The sequence below is a fragment of the Bacillus sp. JJ1474 genome (assembly GCF_036965225.1).
In the GTDB taxonomy this organism is placed as follows: Bacteria; Bacillota; Bacilli; order Bacillales; family Cytobacillaceae; genus Cytobacillus.
This window is the reverse complement of sequence record NZ_JBALPC010000257.1, coordinates 1-19,796: the sequence shown is the minus strand read 5'-3', so window position 1 is coordinate 19,796 and position 19,796 is coordinate 1. Positions and strand designations below refer to the sequence as shown.

16 protein-coding genes and 1 pseudogene are annotated in these 19,796 nt (G+C 36.9%); 5 read left to right on the top strand and 12 right to left on the bottom strand.

Annotated elements, in window-relative coordinates; all coding sequences use genetic code 11:
- Nucleotides 1-852: YkvI family membrane protein (locus V7164_RS23865; RefSeq protein ID WP_335355442.1), on the bottom strand; the 852-nt coding region annotated here is incomplete at its 3' end.
- A 197-nt stretch (nucleotides 853-1,049) separates the two neighbouring features.
- Here V7164_RS23865 and V7164_RS23860 point away from each other — a divergent pair.
- Complete coding sequence (locus V7164_RS23860; RefSeq protein ID WP_335345745.1) at nucleotides 1,050-3,197, top strand: ATP-dependent Clp protease ATP-binding subunit; 2,148 nt, start codon at nucleotides 1,050-1,052, stop codon at nucleotides 3,195-3,197.
- Between the two features lie 51 nt (nucleotides 3,198-3,248).
- Here V7164_RS23860 and V7164_RS23855 read toward each other — a convergent pair whose 3' ends face one another.
- Together V7164_RS23855 and V7164_RS23850 are read right to left on the bottom strand one after the other, a co-directional pair.
- The gene (locus V7164_RS23855) at nucleotides 3,249-4,943 is read right to left on the bottom strand and encodes a M3 family oligoendopeptidase (protein ID WP_335345746.1); all 1,695 of its coding nucleotides are present in this window, start codon (nucleotides 4,941-4,943) and stop codon (nucleotides 3,249-3,251) included.
- 108 nt (nucleotides 4,944-5,051) lie between these two features.
- On the bottom strand, nucleotides 5,052-5,492 hold the full coding sequence (locus V7164_RS23850) for a MarR family winged helix-turn-helix transcriptional regulator (protein ID WP_335355441.1): 441 nt from the start codon (nucleotides 5,490-5,492) through the stop codon (nucleotides 5,052-5,054).
- A gap of 204 nt (nucleotides 5,493-5,696) precedes the next feature.
- Here V7164_RS23850 and V7164_RS23845 point away from each other — a divergent pair, with 204 nt between their 5' ends.
- A complete protein-coding gene (locus tag V7164_RS23845) occupies nucleotides 5,697-7,214 on the top strand; it encodes an ATP-binding protein (protein WP_335345748.1) in 1,518 nt (505 codons plus the stop codon).
- 40 nt (nucleotides 7,215-7,254) lie between these two features.
- Here the strand turns inward: V7164_RS23845 and V7164_RS23840 are convergent, their stop codons facing one another.
- Nucleotides 7,255-8,250: a phosphotransferase enzyme family protein gene (locus tag V7164_RS23840; RefSeq protein WP_335345749.1), complete on the bottom strand. Its 996-nt coding sequence runs from the start codon at nucleotides 8,248-8,250 to the stop codon at nucleotides 7,255-7,257.
- Nucleotides 8,251-8,442: 192 nt separating this feature from the next.
- Here V7164_RS23840 and V7164_RS23835 point away from each other — a divergent pair, with 192 nt between their 5' ends.
- Nucleotides 8,443-9,675, top strand: coding sequence for an MFS transporter (locus V7164_RS23835; RefSeq protein ID WP_335345750.1), 1,233 nt, complete (start codon nucleotides 8,443-8,445; stop codon nucleotides 9,673-9,675).
- Nucleotides 9,676-9,807: 132 nt separating this feature from the next.
- Here V7164_RS23835 and V7164_RS23830 read toward each other — a convergent pair whose 3' ends face one another.
- From V7164_RS23830 to V7164_RS23815, 4 genes are all read right to left on the bottom strand, one after another.
- Nucleotides 9,808-10,092: a ferredoxin family protein gene (locus V7164_RS23830; protein WP_315668339.1), complete on the bottom strand. Its 285-nt coding sequence runs from the start codon at nucleotides 10,090-10,092 to the stop codon at nucleotides 9,808-9,810.
- Nucleotides 10,092-11,387, bottom strand: coding sequence for an FAD-dependent oxidoreductase (locus tag V7164_RS23825; RefSeq protein ID WP_335355440.1), 1,296 nt, complete (start codon nucleotides 11,385-11,387; stop codon nucleotides 10,092-10,094). Before V7164_RS23825 ends, V7164_RS23830 begins: the two co-directional genes overlap by 1 nt.
- Complete coding sequence (locus V7164_RS23820) at nucleotides 11,380-12,408, bottom strand: electron transfer flavoprotein subunit alpha/FixB family protein (protein WP_335355439.1); 1,029 nt, start codon at nucleotides 12,406-12,408, stop codon at nucleotides 11,380-11,382. The genes V7164_RS23825 and V7164_RS23820 overlap by 8 nt, the downstream gene beginning before the upstream one ends.
- Nucleotides 12,409-12,517: 109 nt before the next feature.
- Nucleotides 12,518-13,333 (bottom strand): electron transfer flavoprotein subunit beta/FixA family protein, encoded by an 816-nt coding sequence (locus tag V7164_RS23815; protein ID WP_335355438.1) that lies wholly within the window; start codon nucleotides 13,331-13,333, stop codon nucleotides 12,518-12,520.
- 350 nt (nucleotides 13,334-13,683) lie between these two features.
- Between V7164_RS23815 and V7164_RS23810 the strand changes: the two genes are divergently transcribed.
- Both V7164_RS23810 and V7164_RS23805 read left to right on the top strand, forming a co-directional pair.
- The gene (locus V7164_RS23810; protein ID WP_335344142.1) at nucleotides 13,684-14,418 is read left to right on the top strand and encodes a ZIP family metal transporter; all 735 of its coding nucleotides are present in this window, start codon (nucleotides 13,684-13,686) and stop codon (nucleotides 14,416-14,418) included.
- A gap of 167 nt (nucleotides 14,419-14,585) precedes the next feature.
- Nucleotides 14,586-15,916, top strand: a protein-coding gene (locus tag V7164_RS23805; RefSeq protein WP_335355437.1) for an IS3 family transposase whose coding sequence is annotated in 2 segments (ribosomal slippage) — nucleotides 14,586-14,973 and nucleotides 14,973-15,916 — 1,332 coding nt in all. Because the reading frame shifts where the segments join, the coding sequence is not laid out codon by codon here.
- 67 nt (nucleotides 15,917-15,983) lie between these two features.
- On the opposite strand, the gene V7164_RS23800 is transcribed toward V7164_RS23805, so the two are convergent.
- From V7164_RS23800 to V7164_RS25760, 4 genes and pseudogenes are all read right to left on the bottom strand, one after another.
- Nucleotides 15,984-16,241 carry an aspartyl-phosphate phosphatase Spo0E family protein gene (locus tag V7164_RS23800; protein WP_335355436.1) on the bottom strand — a complete coding sequence of 86 codons (258 nt, stop codon included), beginning with the start codon at nucleotides 16,239-16,241 and terminating at the stop codon, nucleotides 15,984-15,986.
- A gap of 188 nt (nucleotides 16,242-16,429) precedes the next feature.
- On the bottom strand, nucleotides 16,430-17,869 hold the full coding sequence (locus V7164_RS23795; protein WP_438824747.1) for a PAS domain-containing sensor histidine kinase: 1,440 nt from the start codon (nucleotides 17,867-17,869) through the stop codon (nucleotides 16,430-16,432).
- 221 nt (nucleotides 17,870-18,090) lie between these two features.
- Nucleotides 18,091-18,846, bottom strand: coding sequence for a methyl-accepting chemotaxis protein (locus tag V7164_RS25765; protein WP_438824746.1), 756 nt, complete (start codon nucleotides 18,844-18,846; stop codon nucleotides 18,091-18,093).
- 231 nt (nucleotides 18,847-19,077) lie between these two features.
- Nucleotides 19,078-19,299 (bottom strand): annotated as a pseudogene (locus V7164_RS25760) (methyl-accepting chemotaxis protein); the annotation flags it as partial.
- Nucleotides 19,300-19,796 lie beyond the last annotated feature (497 nt).

Sequence of the window (19,796 nt, the reverse complement as noted above, 5' to 3'; positions counted from 1 at the left end):
GCCAAATACATTCCCAATGACTGAGGTGAAAATTTCCCCATAAATAATAAGTACATAAATCCCAAAAAATGAAGTGGCAAAGGTTTTCATGATTACTGCCATAGGAATATCGTAAGATTCGAGCTGAGGCAGCATAACTAATGTCAAATGACTTGAAATGAGGATAATGGTCAATGCCCCTCCACCAAGTATTCCACCCCATTTAATGGTTTTGTCATTTTTAATTTCAGTCGCAATTGGAACTAAAACAGCCTGTGCTAATCCTAAATTCAATGCAGCATATGAAAATGGAGCAACTACTGCTTTCCACCCATCTTCTGCAAAAGGAATATACAAAATTTGCTCCGTAAAATTAGGAAGTCTCATTGAAAGAAACATTAACAAAAAACTAAAACCTATCATCATCGGAACAACAAATGAATTAACAGCAAATATACCTTTCGTACCTAAAACCATTACTGCAATGGAAAGGCCAATCGTTACAAATATCCCTGTATACTTCGACAATCCCATTTGTTCTTCAAATACTGCTCCTGCACCAGATAGCATGACTGCACATACCCCGAGCAACATAAAAAGCATCAATATATTAATGGCCGATCCAAAGAATTTACCAAATAAATATTCGTTCAATTCTTCATAGGAAGTTGCTTGAATACGTGCTGCTATCCTCATTAATTTTGATCCTAAAAAAATAAATATGTAGCCACTCATTAAAATTGAAACTAATCCAATAAAACCAAAACGGGAAAAGAACTCAACAATTTCCCTCCCTGTTGCAAAGCCTGCTCCAACAACAGTCCCTACATACACGGCAGCTATTTGAAAGGCTGCACTCCAGTTCGTCTTCACAAGATCTCCTCCTTCTCTTCAATATATGAGCCTGAGGACAAACTAAGACGAGCATTCTAAGTATATTATTTAAGTTTCCATTAAATTACTAAACCAAATTCGAGATGTTCCACTTGAAAGTCAAAGAAGGTCAAAGTATAATAAAGCCAAAGGTCAAATATAGTCAAAGTCAAATATTAAACTAGGGGGTATTCCATATGCTTTGTCAAAAATGTCGTGAGAAAGAAGCAAATGTACAATTTAAAGTAAATGTTAACGGAAATGAAACAAACTTAATTCTCTGCCAAAGCTGCTACCAGGATGAAAAAGCAAAGATTGGTTCCTCCTTCGGCCCATCTTTTAGCGGATTTTCTGGCTTTAATCAGCTGCCGTTTGATGAGCTGTTCAAAAACATAAATTCAGCTCAAAATCAAAAACACTCATCTGCACAAAAAGATGTAAGGGAGCCTAGTCGTAACGGTTTTATTGATCAATACGGCAGAAACCTAACACAGATAGCTAAAGCGGGACTTATTGATCCGGTGATTGGAAGAGATGAAGAAGTTAACCGTGTTATTGAAATTTTAAACAGAAGAAATAAAAATAACCCCGTTTTAATTGGTGAACCTGGGGTAGGAAAAACTGCCATTGCTGAAGGCTTGGCTACAATGATATCCGAAGGAAAGGTTCCAAAAAAACTTCTAAATAAGGAAGTTTACTTGCTGGATGTTGCTTCACTAGTTGCTAATACCGGCATTAGGGGACAATTCGAAGAAAGAATGAAGCAGATTATTAATGAATTGCAGGAAAGGAAAAATATAATCCTCTTTATTGATGAAATTCATTTACTAGTTGGCGCCGGTTCAGCTGAAGGCTCCATGGATGCAGGAAATATTCTAAAACCCGCACTTGCGAGAGGCGAACTACAATTAGTCGGTGCAACCACATTAAAGGAATACCGTCAGATCGAAAAGGATCCTGCTCTTGAGCGCCGTTTTCAACCGGTATATGTGCTAGAGCCAACAGCTGAAGAAGCTATGGAAATTCTTAATGGACTTAAATCAAAGTATGAAGATTACCATGAAGTTTCATATTCAGAAGAAGCTTTGAAAGCTTGTATTTCATTATCTAGCCGATATATTCAAGATCGCTTTCTACCAGATAAAGCAATTGATTTAATGGATGAAGCCGGTTCGAAAATCAATTTGAATTCAAACTTTACTCCTTTCGAGCAAATCGAAAAACGGCTAAAGGAAATTGGTAGACAAAAGGAAAAGGCTTTACAGGAAGAGAATTATGAGGCAGCTGCAAAGCTTCGAGATGAAGAAGTGATGCTGGAAAAAACATTAAACACAAATAACCATGAATCGCGCCCTATTGTTGAAATCCATCATATTCAAGAAATCATTGAGAAGAAAACAGGTATTCCAGTCGGAAAGTTAATGGAAGATGAACAAGTATTGATGAAAAACTTGGAATCAAACCTCTCCAAAAAAGTAATCGGTCAAGTGGAAGCTGTTCAAAAAGCAGCAAAGGCAATTCGCAGAAGCCGTGCTGGACTTAAAGCTAAAAACCGTCCAATAGGTTCCTTCTTATTTGTTGGACCAACAGGTGTCGGGAAGACTGAATTAACGAAAACACTCGCTGAGGAACTGTTTGGTTCTAAAGAGGCAATGATTCGCCTTGATATGAGTGAATATATGGAGAAGCATAGTATTTCGAAAATTATCGGATCACCTCCAGGTTATATCGGTCATGATGAGGCTGGACAATTAACAGAAAAAGTACGCCGAAATCCGTACAGCATTATCCTGCTTGATGAAATTGAAAAGGCACATCCTGATGTTCAGCATTTATTCCTCCAAATTCTTGAGGATGGACGTTTAACTGATAGTCAGGGACGCACCGTAAGCTTTAAGGATTCTGTCATTATTATGACAAGTAATGCTGGTGTACAGCACAGGGAGATTCACGTTGGGTTTGGTACGAATGAAGCGATGAAGGAAGCAAGTATTTTGGATACTCTTGGTCAGTTCTTTAAACCAGAATTCCTCAATCGTTTTGATAACATTATTGAGTTTAAGTCGCTTGAAAAAGAGCATTTGCTAGACATTGTTGAAATTATGCTCAAAGAATTAAATCATAATTTAAGTGAACAAAACATTCAGCTTACAGTTTCCGATGATGCTAAATCAAAGCTTGCCGAGCTTGGCAATAATCCCGCTTTCGGAGCTCGTCCTCTAAGAAGAGTTATTCAGGATCAACTTGAAGATAAGCTAGCTGATTTCATCATTGATCAGCCTGGTGAACATCAATTACAGGCAGTATTAGAAAATGATGAAATTATCATTAAAATGAAGGAATAGTTACAGCAAAAGGCCGGTTATTTCCCGGCCTTTTGTCATTCTCTCGAACTATTATAAGCTCTTATCATCAATTGAATTTAACCAGCTTTCAATTTCTCCAACAACAGATTCCACACAGCCACCTTCGAATGGTGAAGTGAGATTTGCCTCTGATACTAAACTAGTAAAGGCTTGGCTGCCTCCAAGACTGCATAGATGTAAATAATCCTTCCAAGCTCCTTCATGGTCTTCCCTGGATCGTTTCCAGAACTGGAATGCACAAATTTGTGCAAGTGTATAATCAATATAGTAAAACGGTGAATTATAAATATGTGCCTGTCGTTGCCAAAAGCCGCCATTTTCTAAATACTCATTGCCATCGTAATCTTTATGCGGCATATATTTCTTCTCAATTTCTCTCCAAGCTTGCTTTCTCTCTTTTGGAGATGCAGTATTGTTTTCGTATACCCAATGCTGAAACTCATCTACAGCCACACCATAAGGAAGAAATAATAAAGCACTGCTCAAGTGGGCAAATTTATATTTATCGGTATCCTCTTTAAAGAATTTATCCATCCATGGCCATGTAAAGAATTCCATACTCATGGAATGAATTTCACATGCTTCATATGTCGGCCAATAATATTCCGGAATTTCATATTTTCCGCTCGAATAAACTTGGAATGCATGACCTGCCTCATGTGTAAGTACATCAATATCGCCTGAAGTCCCATTGAAATTCGAGAAAATAAATGGAGCCTTGTAATTCTCAATAAATGTGCAATATCCGCCCCCTGCTTTTCCCTTTTTTGCAACAAGATCCATCAAGTTCTCTTTTCTCAAATATGAGAAAAACTCCCCTGTTTCTTTTGAAAGCTCATCATACATCGCTTGACCATTTTCGATAATCCATTCTGGACTCCCTTTTGGTGCTGCATTACCTGTTTTAAAGTTAAAGCCCTCATCATAATACTTCAATTGATCAACACCAATTCGTTCTCTTTGGCGTTCCTTCAATTTTGTTGCAATTGGAACGATAAATTCCTTAACTTGATCGCGAAACTTAGCAACCATCTCAGCATTATAATCCGTTCTTTGCATTCGTAAATAAGCTAACTCTACAAAATTATTATATCCAAGCTTGTGGGCAATTTCTGTTCTAACCTTTACTAATTCATCAAAAATACGATCAAGCTCTTCCTCATTATCTGCTAAGAAACCGAAGCGAGCTTCACTTGCTGTTTTTCGGACATTACGGTCAATAGACTGTGTAAATGGTTCCATTTGTGCAAGAGTGCGCTCTTCTCCATCAAAATCAATCTTTGCAGAGGCGATTAATTTTGTGTAGTCGGAAGATAGTTTATTTTCCTTTTGCAGCAATGGAACAATTTCTGGAGAAAATACTTTTAATTGAGCTTCAGCTAATGCAAAAAGCTGAGACCCAAACTTCTCTTCTAATTCATTGCGGAAATCAGATTTGACTAGAGCTTCGTAGTATTTAGTTACAAAACCCTCCACTTCTGGTTGAATTTCATCCATATAGTCCTGCTCCGCTTTATAGAACTCATCATTTGTATCAACAGAATGGCGAATATAACAAAGGTTAAACATAGTTCCTATGTCATTGCGTAATTCATTAATTTTCTTCATTGCCAAAATTTGCTCTTCAGCCGACATTGCCTGATTAAAAATTGCTAATGCATCATCAAATTTCTTGCTCAATTCCGTTAAATTTGGACGGGTATATGTATAATTTTCAAAACTCAATTCAAATGCCCCCTTATTTCCTCTGTTATCAAAACCATTATTATAATTCTACATATATGAATGAATCCCTCTATTTAGAAAAGAAAAAAACGATCCTTTTGGACCGTTTTACATTTTTCCGATTGATAGTCCGAGCCTTTTCAACAAGCTAATCGCTGTATCCTTTTCTTCCTCAGAAAGTTCGGACATTAAAGCATGTATATGCTTTTCATGGTCTGGAAAAATCCCCTCAATAAAGGACTTGCCCTTCTCCGTAATTTGCCCATACGTAACTCGTCTGTCTTTCGCACATGCGGCCCTTCTTAAATACCCCTTTTGCTCAAGCTTATCCACAACATACGTAATACTTCCACTTGCTAAAAGAATCTTTCCTCCTATTTGCTGCAGAGGCTGATCTCCTTTATGATAAAGTAGCTCCAAGACGGCAAATTCTGTTGGGTTTAGACCGTATGTTTGAATTAGTTTATTTACATTTTCACTGAGTGAGCGGTAGGCTCTTGAAAGTACGATAAATAATTTCAATGATTGTTCACTTTGTTCAGTACTCACTTTAATCCAATCCTTTATAATTATCTTGAAATCTAAGTAAATTATAAGAAAACAATTGGATTATGTCAATTTTCGTATATTTTTATTAAAGGAAGACGTTTATTTATTCGCCATTCTACCTCGGTTTCCGAGATAAAACTCTTCTGCAAAATAAGGGTATACTATATAATTGAACTATTACTATAATGACGGAGTTCTAAATTGATGAAAAGTCGTAAAGGCAATTTTTTATTATACGTAGTCATTGTCATCTGCCCCATTCTCGTTGGTGTCCTTTATAATTTATATGATACGATAAATCGTGATTATGCTGAACGAAGGGAACAAGCGATCTGGACAGGCACCATTCACCAAAGAAGCTGGGATAAATTCATTGCTGAAACAGTAACGTCACTTGATACTTTATCTTTCACCGCTGAGATGGCGATTGAAACCCCACTGAAGCTGGAATCAATTTTGAAAAAAATGCACAGTAAAGAACCGAGATATGGAGGTATATATTTACTTGATGAAAGTGGAACGGTGATTACGGGCTCCAATTCACTTCTTGCAAATATGAATCTATCCGATCATGATTATGTACAAGAAATTTTGGAGACAAAAGACATCATTATCTCAAATCATTATGAAGTATTGAAAAATGGCAAGAAAGTGATTGGAATAGGCAAGCCAGTATTGAATGAAGAAGGGAAAATTGATTTTATAATCATCGCCCATTTAAGGGTGGATTATTTACAAAATATCATGAGGCTATTAACTCCTGATACAAGACTTTCAGTAATTTCTTCAACTGGTGCTGTCATCATGGATATTAATACTGCTTCTACCGCAACAGAATTTACAGAAAAAAACTCGATCACCCTCTCTATTGACAGGCTGCCATGGAGTATCCAAGTTGAAATACCACAAAGAGAGAAAGGAAATATCATTAAGACCGTCTCCATTGATTTACTTCAATTTATATTTATTTTTCATATTTTATTCCTATTTATAAAATATTTAATGCTTAAAAGACAGGCAGCAAGTGAGAAAAAGGAGAACGAGATTCAAAAACTTGAGCTTGTTGGAACACTAGCGGCAAGCACTGCCCATGAAATCAGAAACCCACTTACTGGAATTAAAGGACTTGTACAGCTATTAAGTGAAAAATATACGAATTCTCAAGATCAATATTATTTTGCCGTCATCAATGATGAAATAAGCCGGATAAATGAGATTGTTAGTGAATTTCTTATTCTTGGTAAACCGACAGCCCAAAAAACAGAAATTATGGATATAAGAAACATCCTTAAGGAGCTGGAACCGCTCATATTATCAGAGGCTAATTTAAACAATGTTAAATACGAGCTGGCTCATCCATTAACACCTTTGCTTGTTGATTGCACGAAGGACCAATTAAAGCAGGTGCTGCTGAATATTAGCAAAAATGCCTTAGAATCAATGGCTAAGGGCGGTCATTTAACAATTAAGTTATTCAGAGAGCAAGATGAATGTCATATTCAAATTGCTGATACAGGAATAGGAATACGTGAAGAAGATATTGAAAAAATCTTTCAGCCCTTCTATACATCAAAGGATTTCGGCACAGGACTTGGGCTTGTCGTTTGCAAAAGAATCCTTCATTCATTTGATGGAGAAATAAAAATTTCTAGCACAGTAAATAAAGGAACTGTCGTTGATGTCATACTGCCTATTCAAAATGGAGTTGAAGGAAATCCTTAAAAAGTAAAAGAGCCAACTGGCTCTTTTTTCATTACATCTCTTAATCAATAATATTGACAATACTTTTCTTTTGTTCAATTCTAGATTTTATTTCATCCATTAATCTAATAACACGCTCATTGCGATCCTCTGGTGCGATTTTTTTATTAAAAACTGAATACAATGTAATATCCCGAAGCATAAGAAATAACGGCATCTGCTCCTCCCAACCGTGTGGAAGGTTATTTTCTGTTTTATATCCCGCCAAAAATGCGTCTATAAATAAACGGCCAAACTCCTCACGCTCATTGATTTCCTTAGCTGTAAAGCTAGACAGGCATGAATAATAAAGAGGAATGGCAATATCAGACACTAGCCAGTGATAACAGCAATCATCAAAATCGAACACATGAATACTGCTGCCATCATAGAAAAAGTTCCCAGCATGAATATCTGTATGTATGAGTCCGTAATTGTCACTGTCTACAGGAATAGACTTTATTTTCTCTAATAATTCTATAGCGTTTTGTCTTGCAATTGTCTCTGTTGCAGGAAAATATTTTTCTACATTTAGAAGTTCATCTTCGTACCAGTGTGGTCTCTTCTTAATTAGCGGGGAAGATACATACTTCTTTGTAGCTGTATGCATTTTACCAATTTGTTTCCCCCAAGCTGATAAAAGATCGTTATTAAATGGATTCTCTTTCGTTTTCACTGGTTTCCCAGTTGCTTTGGAAAATAGACTTCCAAAAAAAACGGATTGGTCTTCAGCTGAAATGAATTCAACAAATTTACCATTTATCGATTCGAATGCAGTAGAAACATTTATTCCTTGTTGATACAAATAATTAACCCATTCAATTTCCGCATATAAATTTTCCAACTCTCTATGCGAGCTGTGAGTAATTCTTAGAATATATGGTTTACCTTCTTTGTACACTTCATAAACGAAATTTTCAAAGTCACCTAAGAGTTTATATTCATCTTCCAATGAAAAAGATTTCAAAAAGTGAATCATGATTTCCTTTGTGTGTAACACCTCTACAGACTTCTCCACATATTTCCTCCCCCACAAGCTAAATTTCCTAACTAAAGAAAATTTGTAAAATCCTATTATAATTATAAAAATATTCCTATTAACATTGTACTATATTATGAAAATTATAAAATATATTTCGTAAACTATAATAATCATGTATTATTATTACTTAGGATTACTAAATTATATTTTCAGAAAGGGGACCTGAGCATGAGCAATACCGCAGCAGCGACCAAGACCCTCCAAAATAGCAATGAAACATCTTACAAAATATTAATCATCTTAGGCCTCTGTCATTTATTAAATGATTCACTGCAAGCCATTATTCCTGCAATGTTTCCAATTTTAGAAAATTCGATGGGGCTAACCTTTACCCAGTTAGGAATCATTGGCTTTGCCTTAAATATTGTTGCTTCTGTATTACAGCCTGCGGTAGGGATGATTACAGATAAGAAACCAATGCCTTATGCTTTGCCAATAGGTTTAACCTCTAGCATGTTTGGCGTGTTAGGGCTTGCTTTGGCACAAAGCTTTGAGTTTATCGTCATTTCTGTCATTTTCATTGGTCTCGGTTCAGCCGTTTTTCATCCAGAAGGTTCTAGGGTTGCCTTCATGGCTGCAGGCCCTAGACGTGGTCTTGCCCAATCTATTTATCAGGTTGGCGGAAATAGCGGGCAGGCAATGGCACCTCTAATTACTGCTTTAATCTTAGTTCCTCTCGGGCAAATTGGAGCAGCATGGTTCACAGCTGTTGCAGCTGTTGCAGTAGGACTGCTGACTTATATAGCCTTTTGGTATGCTAGTAAACTTCGCATAGAGAGAACATTGATAAAGAAACAGAGCAAAATGGCCATACATGAGCAAAAAGGTTTATCAAAAGCTGTTAAAATTGCACTCGTTCTTGTCCTGTTTTTAATTTTTGCACGTTCATGGTATGTTTCAGGAATGACAAATTACTATGCCTTTTACACAATAGAAAACTACTCTTTCTCTATTAGGCAAGCGCAAATCTTTCTATTTGCCTTCCTCGTTTCGGGAGCACTTGGCACTTTCTTCGGTGGGCCACTTGCTGATCGATTTGGCAAAAAGGTGATTATCTTTTTATCTATGACTATATCAGCTCCATTAACTATATTAATTCCATTTGTTCCGCCTGTGATTGCTTTTTGCTTGCTTGCATTATCAGGCTTTATCTTAATGTCAAGCTTTTCTGTAACGGTCGTATATGCTCAAGAATTAGTTCCAGGAAAAATTGGTACAATGGCAGGACTCACAGTTGGGTTAGCTTTTGGCATGGGGGCTATTGGCTCGATGGTAATCGGGTATTTAGCCGACTTAATCGGAATTACTCAAACGATGATTCTTACAGGCTTCTTGCCATTGCTTGGATTGATAACACTTCTCCTGCCTTCTGATCAAAAGATTAATGAATGGAATTCATAATTTGGAGTACTTTTTAGTGGAGGCTATGCCTCCACTTTTTTTTCAAAAAAATTAAGACGATGCTAAATTTAAGCACCGTCTGATGGGACCCTATCCTCTATCTATCATTCAATTTATCTAGCGATCTAAAATTTACGCCAGCCTAAATACGATGCCATGCCCGCCCTTCGGATATTCCCATTTAATATTTTGATATGGACAGCCTATTCTGCAGCTTCCGCATTCATGGCAGCCCTCGTAGCCTACCTGCATTCTGAGCCCTTCCCATTTATAGACCTCCGCCGGGCAAAAAACTGTACAAATTTTGTCAGGGCATTTTGTTATACAAATATCATGGTCCATTACCGTTAAATGGGACTTCGTATCAGCTTTAAAACGTAAGAGATATTGTTTTTCTTCAATATTCTTCGTTGACATTATTTCACCGCCTTCCATGCTCGAAACATATCTTTAATAACCTTGATAGTGCCCCTTTCCCCAGTAAAGCTTTTCATAATTTGTTTTTGCTTATCCTTTTTAGACGTGCCGTCAACGGTAAAGAATTTACTTGCTGCCTGGTTCATTAAAGGAACATACTCTTTAAAGTATTGCGGATGATGCTCAAAAACATGAGTAGCATCTTTATATTTTTCCAAGTCCTTCATAATAAAGCTCTCATGTAAAGCCTCTCTATAATGATTTAAACTTGATTCACTGAAATCATTGCGTTTTTTCGCTTCAATAATAGCCTCTGCCGCCATTTGCCCTGACTTCATAGCCATATTAGACCCTTCCCTGTGGATCGCATTTACAAGCTGGGCAGCATCTCCGACTACAAGCACTCCATTTCCAGCTACCTTTGGAACAGAATGAAATCCTCCTTCTGGAATAAGATGTGCTAAGTATTCAGCAGACTCTCCCCCTTCCATCAATGGTCTAACCATTGGGTGAGTTTTTAAATAATCTAATAGATCATAAGGTTTGAGTTTTGCCTTGATCATACTGGATAGCGTTGTTCCAACTCCAATATTGATGCTTTCCTTATTTGTATAAATAAACGCAGTTCCAAGATTCCCCTTAGTCGAGTCACCAAATATTTCGATCGTACAGCCTTGGTTATCCTCTAAATTAAAACGGTCGTTGATTTTTTCCTTCGTTAGATTCACTACTTCCATCACGGTTAAGGCAACTTCGTCCGGCCTAAATTCCTTATGAAATCCAAGTTGCTTGCCAAGCAGTGAATTTACTCCATCAGCTAAAACGACAACATCGGCATAAACCTCTCCATCTGGACGATCCGTTCTGACCCCGATTACCTTACCATTTTCCACGATACACTCTAGGACAACCGTTTCATTAATGAGTAAAACCCCTTGCTCGACCCCTTTCTTAGCAAACCATTGATCAAATTGGGCCCTTAATACTGTGAAATTATTGTATGGCTCGACTCCCCATTCAAGCCCTTTATAGCCAAAGGTGACAGCTGATTCTTTATCCATCATCCAAAATCGCTGTTCAATAACAGGTCTTTCCAATGGTGCTTCCTTCCAGAATTCAGGAATTATTTCTTCCATCTGTTTCCTGTATAATACGCCCCCCATCACATTTTTGCTTCCAGGATATTCTCCTCTTTCAATCTGTAAAACCTTTAACCCATTTTTTGCACAAGTATAGGCACAGGAGGTTCCAGCCGGGCCTGCTCCCACTACAATGACATCAAATTTTTCAGACATAGCTCACTTCACCGCCCTTCTCTTTTCGAAGTTCTTTAAATTGCTTAATCAATTTTGGGACAATTTCTAAGGCATCTCCAACAATTCCATAAGTGGCGACATCAAATATTGGGGCATTTGGATCTTTATTAATGGCGATGATAAACTCTGAATTTTTCATTCCAACAATATGCTGAATAGCTCCTGAGATTCCAATTGCAAAGTAAATTTTAGGTGTAATCGTTTCTCCTGTTTGCCCTACTTGCTGTTCATGAGGAAGCCAGCCTGCCTCTACAACATCTCTCGTTCCACCCACGCTAGCACCGATCGTTTCAGCCAATTCATGAATAAGCTGAAATCCTTTAGGGTCCCCCATCCCTTTTCCCCCAGCTACCACAACATGAGCATCGGATAAGCGAACCTTTTTTGTGACATCCTTCACAATTTCTAGCACCTTTGTTCTCATTTCTTCTTCACTTAAAGAAATTTCTTCTTCAATTACCTTCCCTTCTCTGCTATCGTCTTTATCGAGTGCCTTCATGACTTTAGGTCTTACAGTAGCCATTTGAGGGCGATGTTTCTTACATAAAATTGTTGCCATAATATTTCCGCCAAATGCTGGGCGGCTTGCCTCCAGCAATCGTGTTTCCAAATCCGCATCCAGCATCGTTGTATCTGCTGTTAAGCCTGTGCTTAAATCTGTGGCAACTGCGCTTGCAAGGTCTTTTCCATTCGAAGTAGCACCATAAAGAAAAATTTCAGGCTTGTATTTTTCTGCAAGAAGCATAACTCCTTTCATATATGATTCTGTTCGATAATCTCTTAAAACGGGGTTGTCGATCATATATACTTGGTCTGCACCATAGGAAATGACTTCCGGGCATAGTTCCTTAATATGATGACCTAATAATACCCCGGATAATGGAACCTCTAATTTGTCCGCAAGCCTTCTTCCTGCACCCAAAAGTTCCAATGAAACTCCTTCGATTGCCCTCTCATTAACCTCAATAAAGACCCAAACACCACGGTAATCTTCAAACATCGGGACCTCTCCTTTGTATAAAAAGTGAATAATAGCAGCTTAAAAACGATTGTTCACTAAAATGAAAATAGACAAGAAATAACATTGTAATAAACGACTAGCCTACCATCTATCCAAGGAGTAATTCCTTTTTATCCTCTAGTAAAGAAATTAGCTGCTTCACTTGTTCGTCAGCACTGCCTTCTAGTCTTTTTCCGCCTTCAGGTTGGGGAGGAGTGAACATTTTCCCTACAATGGTCGGAGATCCCTTTAGCCCAAGCTGAGATCTGTCAACATTCTCCAGATCATTTACTGTCCAAATAATGGGCTCGTACCTTGCAGCTTTAATCATATTAGTCATGGGCGAATATTCAATGTCATTAATCTCTTTCGCAACTGTTAATAGGCATGGAAATTGCGATTCAATTAATTGATGTCCATTCGCAATTTTTCTTTTTAATAGAACCTTTTTATCTGAAGTATTAAAGCTTGATACTTCTATTACATTGGTTATTGGTGGTATATCCATTCTCCTCGCTATTCCTGGGCCAACCTGGCCAGTATCCCCATCAATCGCATGCAGACCGCAAATAATTAAATCTATTGGCTCCTCTTTCGTAATTCTCTCCAATGCCTTTGATAACGCATAGCTCGTTGCTAAAGTGTCCGCACCCGCAAAGGCCCTGTCAGAAATTAAATAACCTTTATCAGCACCAATTTCAATACTTTTCTTAATGACAGCTGTTGCCTGAGGAGGACCCATGGAAAGAACAGAAATCGTTCCCTCCCCAATCATTTTCTTAATCCTTACGGCCTCTTGAACAGCATGTGCATCATATGGGTTCAAGATTGCAGGCGCACTTCTTCGATCAAGTGTGTTTGTCTTTGGATTTATTTTTATTATTTTTGTATCTGGTACTTGCTTTACACAGACGACAATATGCATAACTAGCTCTCCCTCCTTATCAATGAAAACGTTTTCCTTTTGATCGTAAAAAAAGTATATGTATTAACGATATATGACTCTCGGCACAAGCATAGTACTAACAATTAGTGAAAATGCTTTCGCTAACAGCTGCTTTTCTAAATGGAATAATCAGCTATATGTGCTGTAGCTGATTGACAAAAAAAGTAATTTTCTGAACACATCTTGTGCTTCAGTATAAAATATATATTGTTTCCGCTGATGCCTATTCAGAAAAAAATCATTTTTATTATTAAAATTGAAATAAATGTTTGTCAGCCGCTTAAGTTGACTCTTATAATATGGTTACAAATAGAAATGAGGGAATGAGAATGAGGGAAGTAATTATCGGAAGCGTACTCTCAGCCTTATCAACAGGAGTTGGCGCTTTAATTATACTTTTTATGTCAAGTGCTGTTACCCATAAATGGCGCGATACTTTACTTGCGTTCACTGCCGGAATTATGATGGCCGCTTCTACTTTAGGTCTAATACCTGAGGCTTTAAAGACAGGGGGATTTCCTTCAGTCGCTATCGGAATATTTCTGGGAGTCTTAACTCTTACTTTGATGGAAAAAAACATTCCTCATATAGATCTAAAGCATTCGAAAAAAGGAATCGAGTTTGATGAAAAAGCCATGCTTATTATCGCGGCGATTACCCTTCACAACATCCCTGAAGGTCTGTCAGTTGGAGTAAGCTATGCATCTCATGTAAAGGATACCGGAAACCTAATTGCCTTTGCCATCGGTCTGCAGAATGCTCCTGAAGGATTTCTTGTCGCTTTATTCCTCGTCAACCAAAAGATAAATAAATTTAAAGCATTTGTTATTTCAACGTTGACTGGAGCTATTGAAATTGTCATGGGGTTATTAGGCTTCTATTTAACATCTTATGTGGACTTCCTCGTTCCATATGGACTCGCCTTTGCAGCAGGCGCAATGTTATTTATTATTTATAAAGAGTTAATACCTGAAAGTCATGGGGATGGAAACGAACGTACATCAACCTATTCCTTTATCATTGGACTTTTATTTATGGTATTGCTAATTGACTTCTTTTCATAATGTATACATAGCACTGTTGTTTGAAAAATAATATGAAAAAACCCTATAGCGTAATGAACTATAACCCGAATAGTGGACATTAAAAAAAGTCCCCTTTTCGGGTTTTTTATATCCATAGGATAGAAACCCGATTATAATCATTTCAGAGATACTATCGGGGGAACAAAATGAGTAAAATAATTTTTAATGAATTAGAGATGAAAATCTTGGTGAATAATCCAAACGTGGATCATGTATCAGAACGGTCCATTGCTTATAAGCCTGAGTTTAAAACAATGGCAGTGAAGGAGAATTTGGAGGGCAAAAGTCCTTCACAAATCTTTATTGAACATGGTTTTGACTTAAAAGTTATTGGGGCTGAAAAACCTAAACAATGCCTTAAAAGATGGAGAAAGACGTATAAGGAATTCGGGGAAGAAGGCTTCACAACGGAACGTAGAGGTAAAGGAAGCACCGGAAGACCTTCTTCAAAATCCCTTTCACTTGAAGACAGTTTGAAAAAGGCTGAAGCTCGAATTAAATACCTGGAAGCAGAGCTTGACTTCCTAAAAAAGTTAGAAGAACTCGAAAGGCAGGCGGCGAAGAGGAAACAATAAAGACATCTGAGAAGTTCATGCTTATTGAACAAACAACACGCCAGTATAAGCTTGCCAAAATGGTAACTTACCTCTGTAAAATGGTAGGGGTAAGCAGAAGTGGCTATTATGCATGGAAAAAGGCTGAAGGCAAACGGGGAAATAGACAAGAATCCGATTTAAAGGATTATGAGCTTATCAAGTTTATATTCGATGAGAAAAAAGGAAAAGCTGGAGCTCTCACTATCAAAATGATCTTAGAGAATGACTATATGGTAGTGATGAATCACAAGAAAATCCGTAGAATAATGAGGCAGTTTAATTTGTTCACAAGGATCAGACAAATGAACCCTTACAAAAAATTAGCCAAGGCGAATCAGGAACATCGTTCACTCCCTAACATTTTAAACAGGGAATTTGATCAGGGTGAGCCAGGCAAGGTACTGCTTACGGATATAACTTATGTTTTTTATGGATCTGGCAAACCAGCCTACCTATCCTGCGTGAAGGATGCTTCAACACGAGAAATTTTAGCTTATCACTTATCCAAAACCTTGAGAATGGAGATTGTCTATGATACTTTGGACAAGCTCTCTGACTCCATTGGAGACCTTTTCCACCCTGAAGCCATCCTTCATTCGGATCAGGGAGTGCATTATACTCATCCTGAGTACCAAAAGAGAGTTAAGGAAATGAAACTGACACAATCCATGTCACGAAAGGGAAATTGTTGGGATAACGCACCTATGGAATCTTTCTTTGGGCATCTCAAGGACGAGGTTGAGTATTCTAAATGCCAAGCATTCTATGAACTAAAGGAGTTAATCTCTGGGTACATAGATGAATACAATAACAGAAGATATCAATGGGGCCTAAAGAAAATGACTCCGGCACAATACCGGAGTCATCTGTTAGCTACTTAATAATAGGGCTTTTTTATACTGTCCACTTTATAGGTTACAGTTCATAATATTACGCATAGGGATTTTTTTAAGTAATCATTTCAAATTCAGTCACTGTTAACGTATTTGGCAAAACAAGAATCATTTTCTTAAAGGGAAATCGAACTTCTTCCTCTATCTTTTCTGAATGATGTATGGTCATTTGATATTCATAAATTAATTGATCAAGCTCTTGACTGCATTGAATGGTATCTTCACTCGTATACCCATATTTCCTTGCAGAATTTATCATTTTCTCCCTTTTTTCTTGGATCTGCAGCAATATTTCTTTACAATTTTCTGCCAACTTTTTTCCTCCATCCTATCCCTTTCTATCTAGAATCGTTCTATTTAAGTAGTTACCTTTAGCATTATTGCAAGAAAATACATAAAAGTAAATAGATTCGCAGAATTAGACAGTTTTCACCAAAATATAAATTTCTCGACATTTTGCGAGTATATTTTTAAGAAGCGTTTCGACAAGATAAGATCAATTTACAGTACTTTTTTCATTGGCAGAAATATGTTAAAAATAGTGCCTACTCCTAATTCACTTTCAACTTCTATATTGCCCTTATGCTCTTCAATAATTTTAAAAGTTACCATAAGTCCAAGACCCGTACCTTTTTCCTTCGTTGTGTAAAAAGGCTGACCGAGCTTTTCAACCTTATCCTTTGGTATTCCACTCCCCTCATCCTCGATGGATATATGTATTCTGCCATCCTCCGTTGAATTCATGAACACATCAATATAGCCGCCATTTGGCATGACCTCAATTGCATTCTTAATTACGTTAATAAAGACCTTCTTCATTTGATTTGGTTCGCAGAATATTGGAGGCAGGCCTTTTTCGTATTTTGTTCGAAACTGAATATTATGTAATACGGCTTGAGCACTTAAGAAATCTACTGTTTCCTTCATAATTTGTATAAGATCAACTTCAACAAACTTAACTGCTTGTGGTTTTGCCAAAATTAAAAATTCATTAATGATCGTGTCAATCCTCTTCAGCTCAGAAGAAATAATGTTAAAATACATGGAATGATCCTCTTTAATAGTATCCTCTAATAACTGAATAAATCCTTTTAAGGCTGTCATTGGATTGCGAATTTCGTGCGCAATACCTGCGGCGAGTTCTCCGATAACATTTAATGTATCCGATTTTCGGAGTTGTACATCAAGCTGTAGCTTTTCTGTAATATCTTTAAAGGTTACTAAGCTTAATTCAGAAAGAATATTATACTTTGCTGAAAATTCAATATATTTAGATTCCCCAGATTCTACTGTAATATCAAGGGTGCCCGTTGTTTGACCACTATTAACGAGATTATGATAATAATAGTAAATTTCTTCATTTGAAAGATGTAGTTTTGTGAGTAGGTCTATAAATGAATGTCCAATTATTTCAGCCTTTGAAACAGACAGCATTTTTTCTGCAGCCTGATTTATATCAACAACGTTAAAATCATTCTTCCATAAGATAATCCCCTCTAAAGCACCCTCAAAGATTTTTCTAAATTTTAATTCACTTTCTCTTAGCTCTTTTTCCATTCTTCTTGTTTCACTTACATTTCGAAATATGGTCATATGAAATTCGTCAACTGCATGCAGTTTACTAGTGAATTCCAAAGATTTTAATTGTCCATTGGGCATTAGAAAAACAAGTTCATCCCGTATAGCCCCTTTTTCATGAAAATTATTGTATACTTGATAAATTTTCTCTTTGCTGGCATAAATAAAATCCTGAATCCTTTTTGAAACAAGCTCTTCTTTGCTGCATTCAAAAATTCGGCAGGCTGCCTCATTTGCTTTAATAATCTGACCCTTACCCGTCCAAAAAATAATCCCTTCTACAGCTTCTTCATATATATTTATATATATATCTGCATTTTTTATTAATTTGATTTCTAATTGCCTTATTTCACTCTCTGTAATATGAACTTCCTTTAAAAATTCCGCGTTTACATCGTTGCTGTTTTTGTTCAAATTCACTTCTACCTTCCCTCCTATTGGGATTTAACTATATACATAGTTCTACAAAATTAGCGAAAGTTCCTCTTACTAATTTGAAAATTGAAAAAACAAAAATTAATGATACAGGCTAGGGCAAAGAAAAATGGGATCCCTGTATAGCAGGGAATCCCATGAAATTAATTTTATAACTTGAATTTTGAAATCATCACATTTAATTGATCGGCAAGCTCTGATAAATTTTGAGCATTTTCTGAGATTTCTTCCATCGAATGATTGGTTTGCGTAATAACAGCACTCGTTTGTTCAATACCTGCTGCTGATTGAACGGATACTTCAGCAATATTTTCAATGGATTGATTCATATTCGTTGTAGCACCAGAAACTCTTTCAAAATTCATAGATATTTCTAACACATTGTTAGACATCATATTAACTGCCTGATAGATCTTTTCAAACGTTTCTCCCGTTAGCCGGATTTGATCAGTCCCTTTTTCAACCTGAGAATATCCAGTCTGTAAGGATGATACTACATTACTTGATTCCGTTTGAATTCCTTTTACAATTTTTGTAATATCCGCAACAGATAATGAAACTTGTTCTGCTAATTTTCGAACTTCATCTGCCACAACTGCAAATCCCCTGCCATGTTCACCTGCACGTGCCGCTTCAATAGCTGCATTTAACGCAAGCAAATTCGTTTGATTTGCAATATCATGTATAACCTGAATTAGTTTAGTAATTTGTTGTGTCTGTTCATCTAATCCGTTTACCCGTTCAACAGATGTTTTCATAATCTCATTAATCATGGACATTTGCTTCTGTGAATCTCCCATTAAGGTATCTCCAGTTTTAGTCAAATGTAAGACTTCATTCGATGCTTTTTGAATCTCTGTTCCGCTTTGAGCAGCTTTTTCAACCTCTGCCATATAGCTTTCCATCATACTAGCTAATCCACTAGCAGATTTTGCTTGTTCCTCAGCTCCTGCTGACAGCTCCTGCATTGTTGAAGCACCTTGCTGGCTTGCTGCCTTTACTTCAGTTGCGGCAATGTTTAGTTCTCCGCTCTTTTCTGTAACATAAGTTGAAACAGCCGATATTTCCTGTATCATAGCTTGAAGCTTTTCTTTCATTGAATTTGTTGCTTTTCCTAACTCTGCTATTTCATCACTGCCATCATAATCTATCGCTTCTACATTAAGATTTCCGCTCGCCACTTCATTTGAAAGGTGAACGATTTGACCAAGCTTTTTAGAAATAATTTTCCCTATAACTAGAATACTTACGATACCAAGGGCAGCAGAAATAACGATAGAAATCCCGAGTATGATTAAAGTTAAGATTAACGCGGACTTTGCAGAGCTTACCGCTTTCTTTTGCTCTGATTTCAACATTTCACTTAATATATCTAAATTAACGACTGTTTCAGTAATCATCGTATCTGCTTGCAGCTTCCCAAGACGGTATTCTCTTACATGCTGAAGCTTTACTTTCGGTTGAATCGTATCATGAAATATCGTTGTTATCTCTTTATCATTTTCCGCGATTTCAGCAAATAGGTCTTTCGACTCTTTTGTTGTTATGGCAGGCTCTAGTACCTTCTTCAATTTATTAAATTCTTCCGATAGTTGATCAAAGGATGTTAAATGCTTCGGATTTGAATCAATTATATAATTTCCAATTGCACTGCCTTTTTGATGAAAAATAGCCGTAGCTTCATTAAACAATATGGCTTTGTCGCCCGATTCTTCAACCATTTCCATTTTGGAATTCGCAATTGACAGGAATCCGAATGTGATAATCGTAGAAATTGTAAACAAACCAATAGTTACAAATAAAGCTACTCCATATTTTTGCCCAAGCTTTAATCTTTTCCATAAAGGTATGATTG

Bases quoted from the DNA above. Each gene is read 5' to 3' on its own strand.
- V7164_RS23860 (WP_335345745.1), top strand. From the start codon at position 1,050: ATGCTTTGTCAAAAATGTCGTGAGAAAGAAGCAAATGTACAATTTAAA.
- V7164_RS23845 (WP_335345748.1), top strand. From the start codon at position 5,697: ATGAAAAGTCGTAAAGGCAATTTTTTATTATACGTAGTCATTGTCATC.
- V7164_RS23835 (WP_335345750.1), top strand. From the start codon at position 8,443: ATGAGCAATACCGCAGCAGCGACCAAGACCCTCCAAAATAGCAATGAA.
- V7164_RS23830 (WP_315668339.1), bottom strand. From the start codon at position 10,092: ATGTCAACGAAGAATATTGAAGAAAAACAATATCTCTTACGTTTTAAA.
- V7164_RS23825 (WP_335355440.1), bottom strand. From the start codon at position 11,387: ATGTCTGAAAAATTTGATGTCATTGTAGTGGGAGCAGGCCCGGCTGGA.
- V7164_RS23820 (WP_335355439.1), bottom strand. From the start codon at position 12,408: ATGTTTGAAGATTACCGTGGTGTTTGGGTCTTTATTGAGGTTAATGAG.
- V7164_RS23815 (WP_335355438.1), bottom strand. From the start codon at position 13,333: ATGCATATTGTCGTCTGTGTAAAGCAAGTACCAGATACAAAAATAATA.
- V7164_RS23810 (WP_335344142.1), top strand. From the start codon at position 13,684: ATGAGGGAAGTAATTATCGGAAGCGTACTCTCAGCCTTATCAACAGGA.
- V7164_RS25765 (WP_438824746.1), bottom strand. From the start codon at position 18,846: ATGGAAAGCTATATGGCAGAGGTTGAAAAAGCTGCTCAAAGCGGAACA.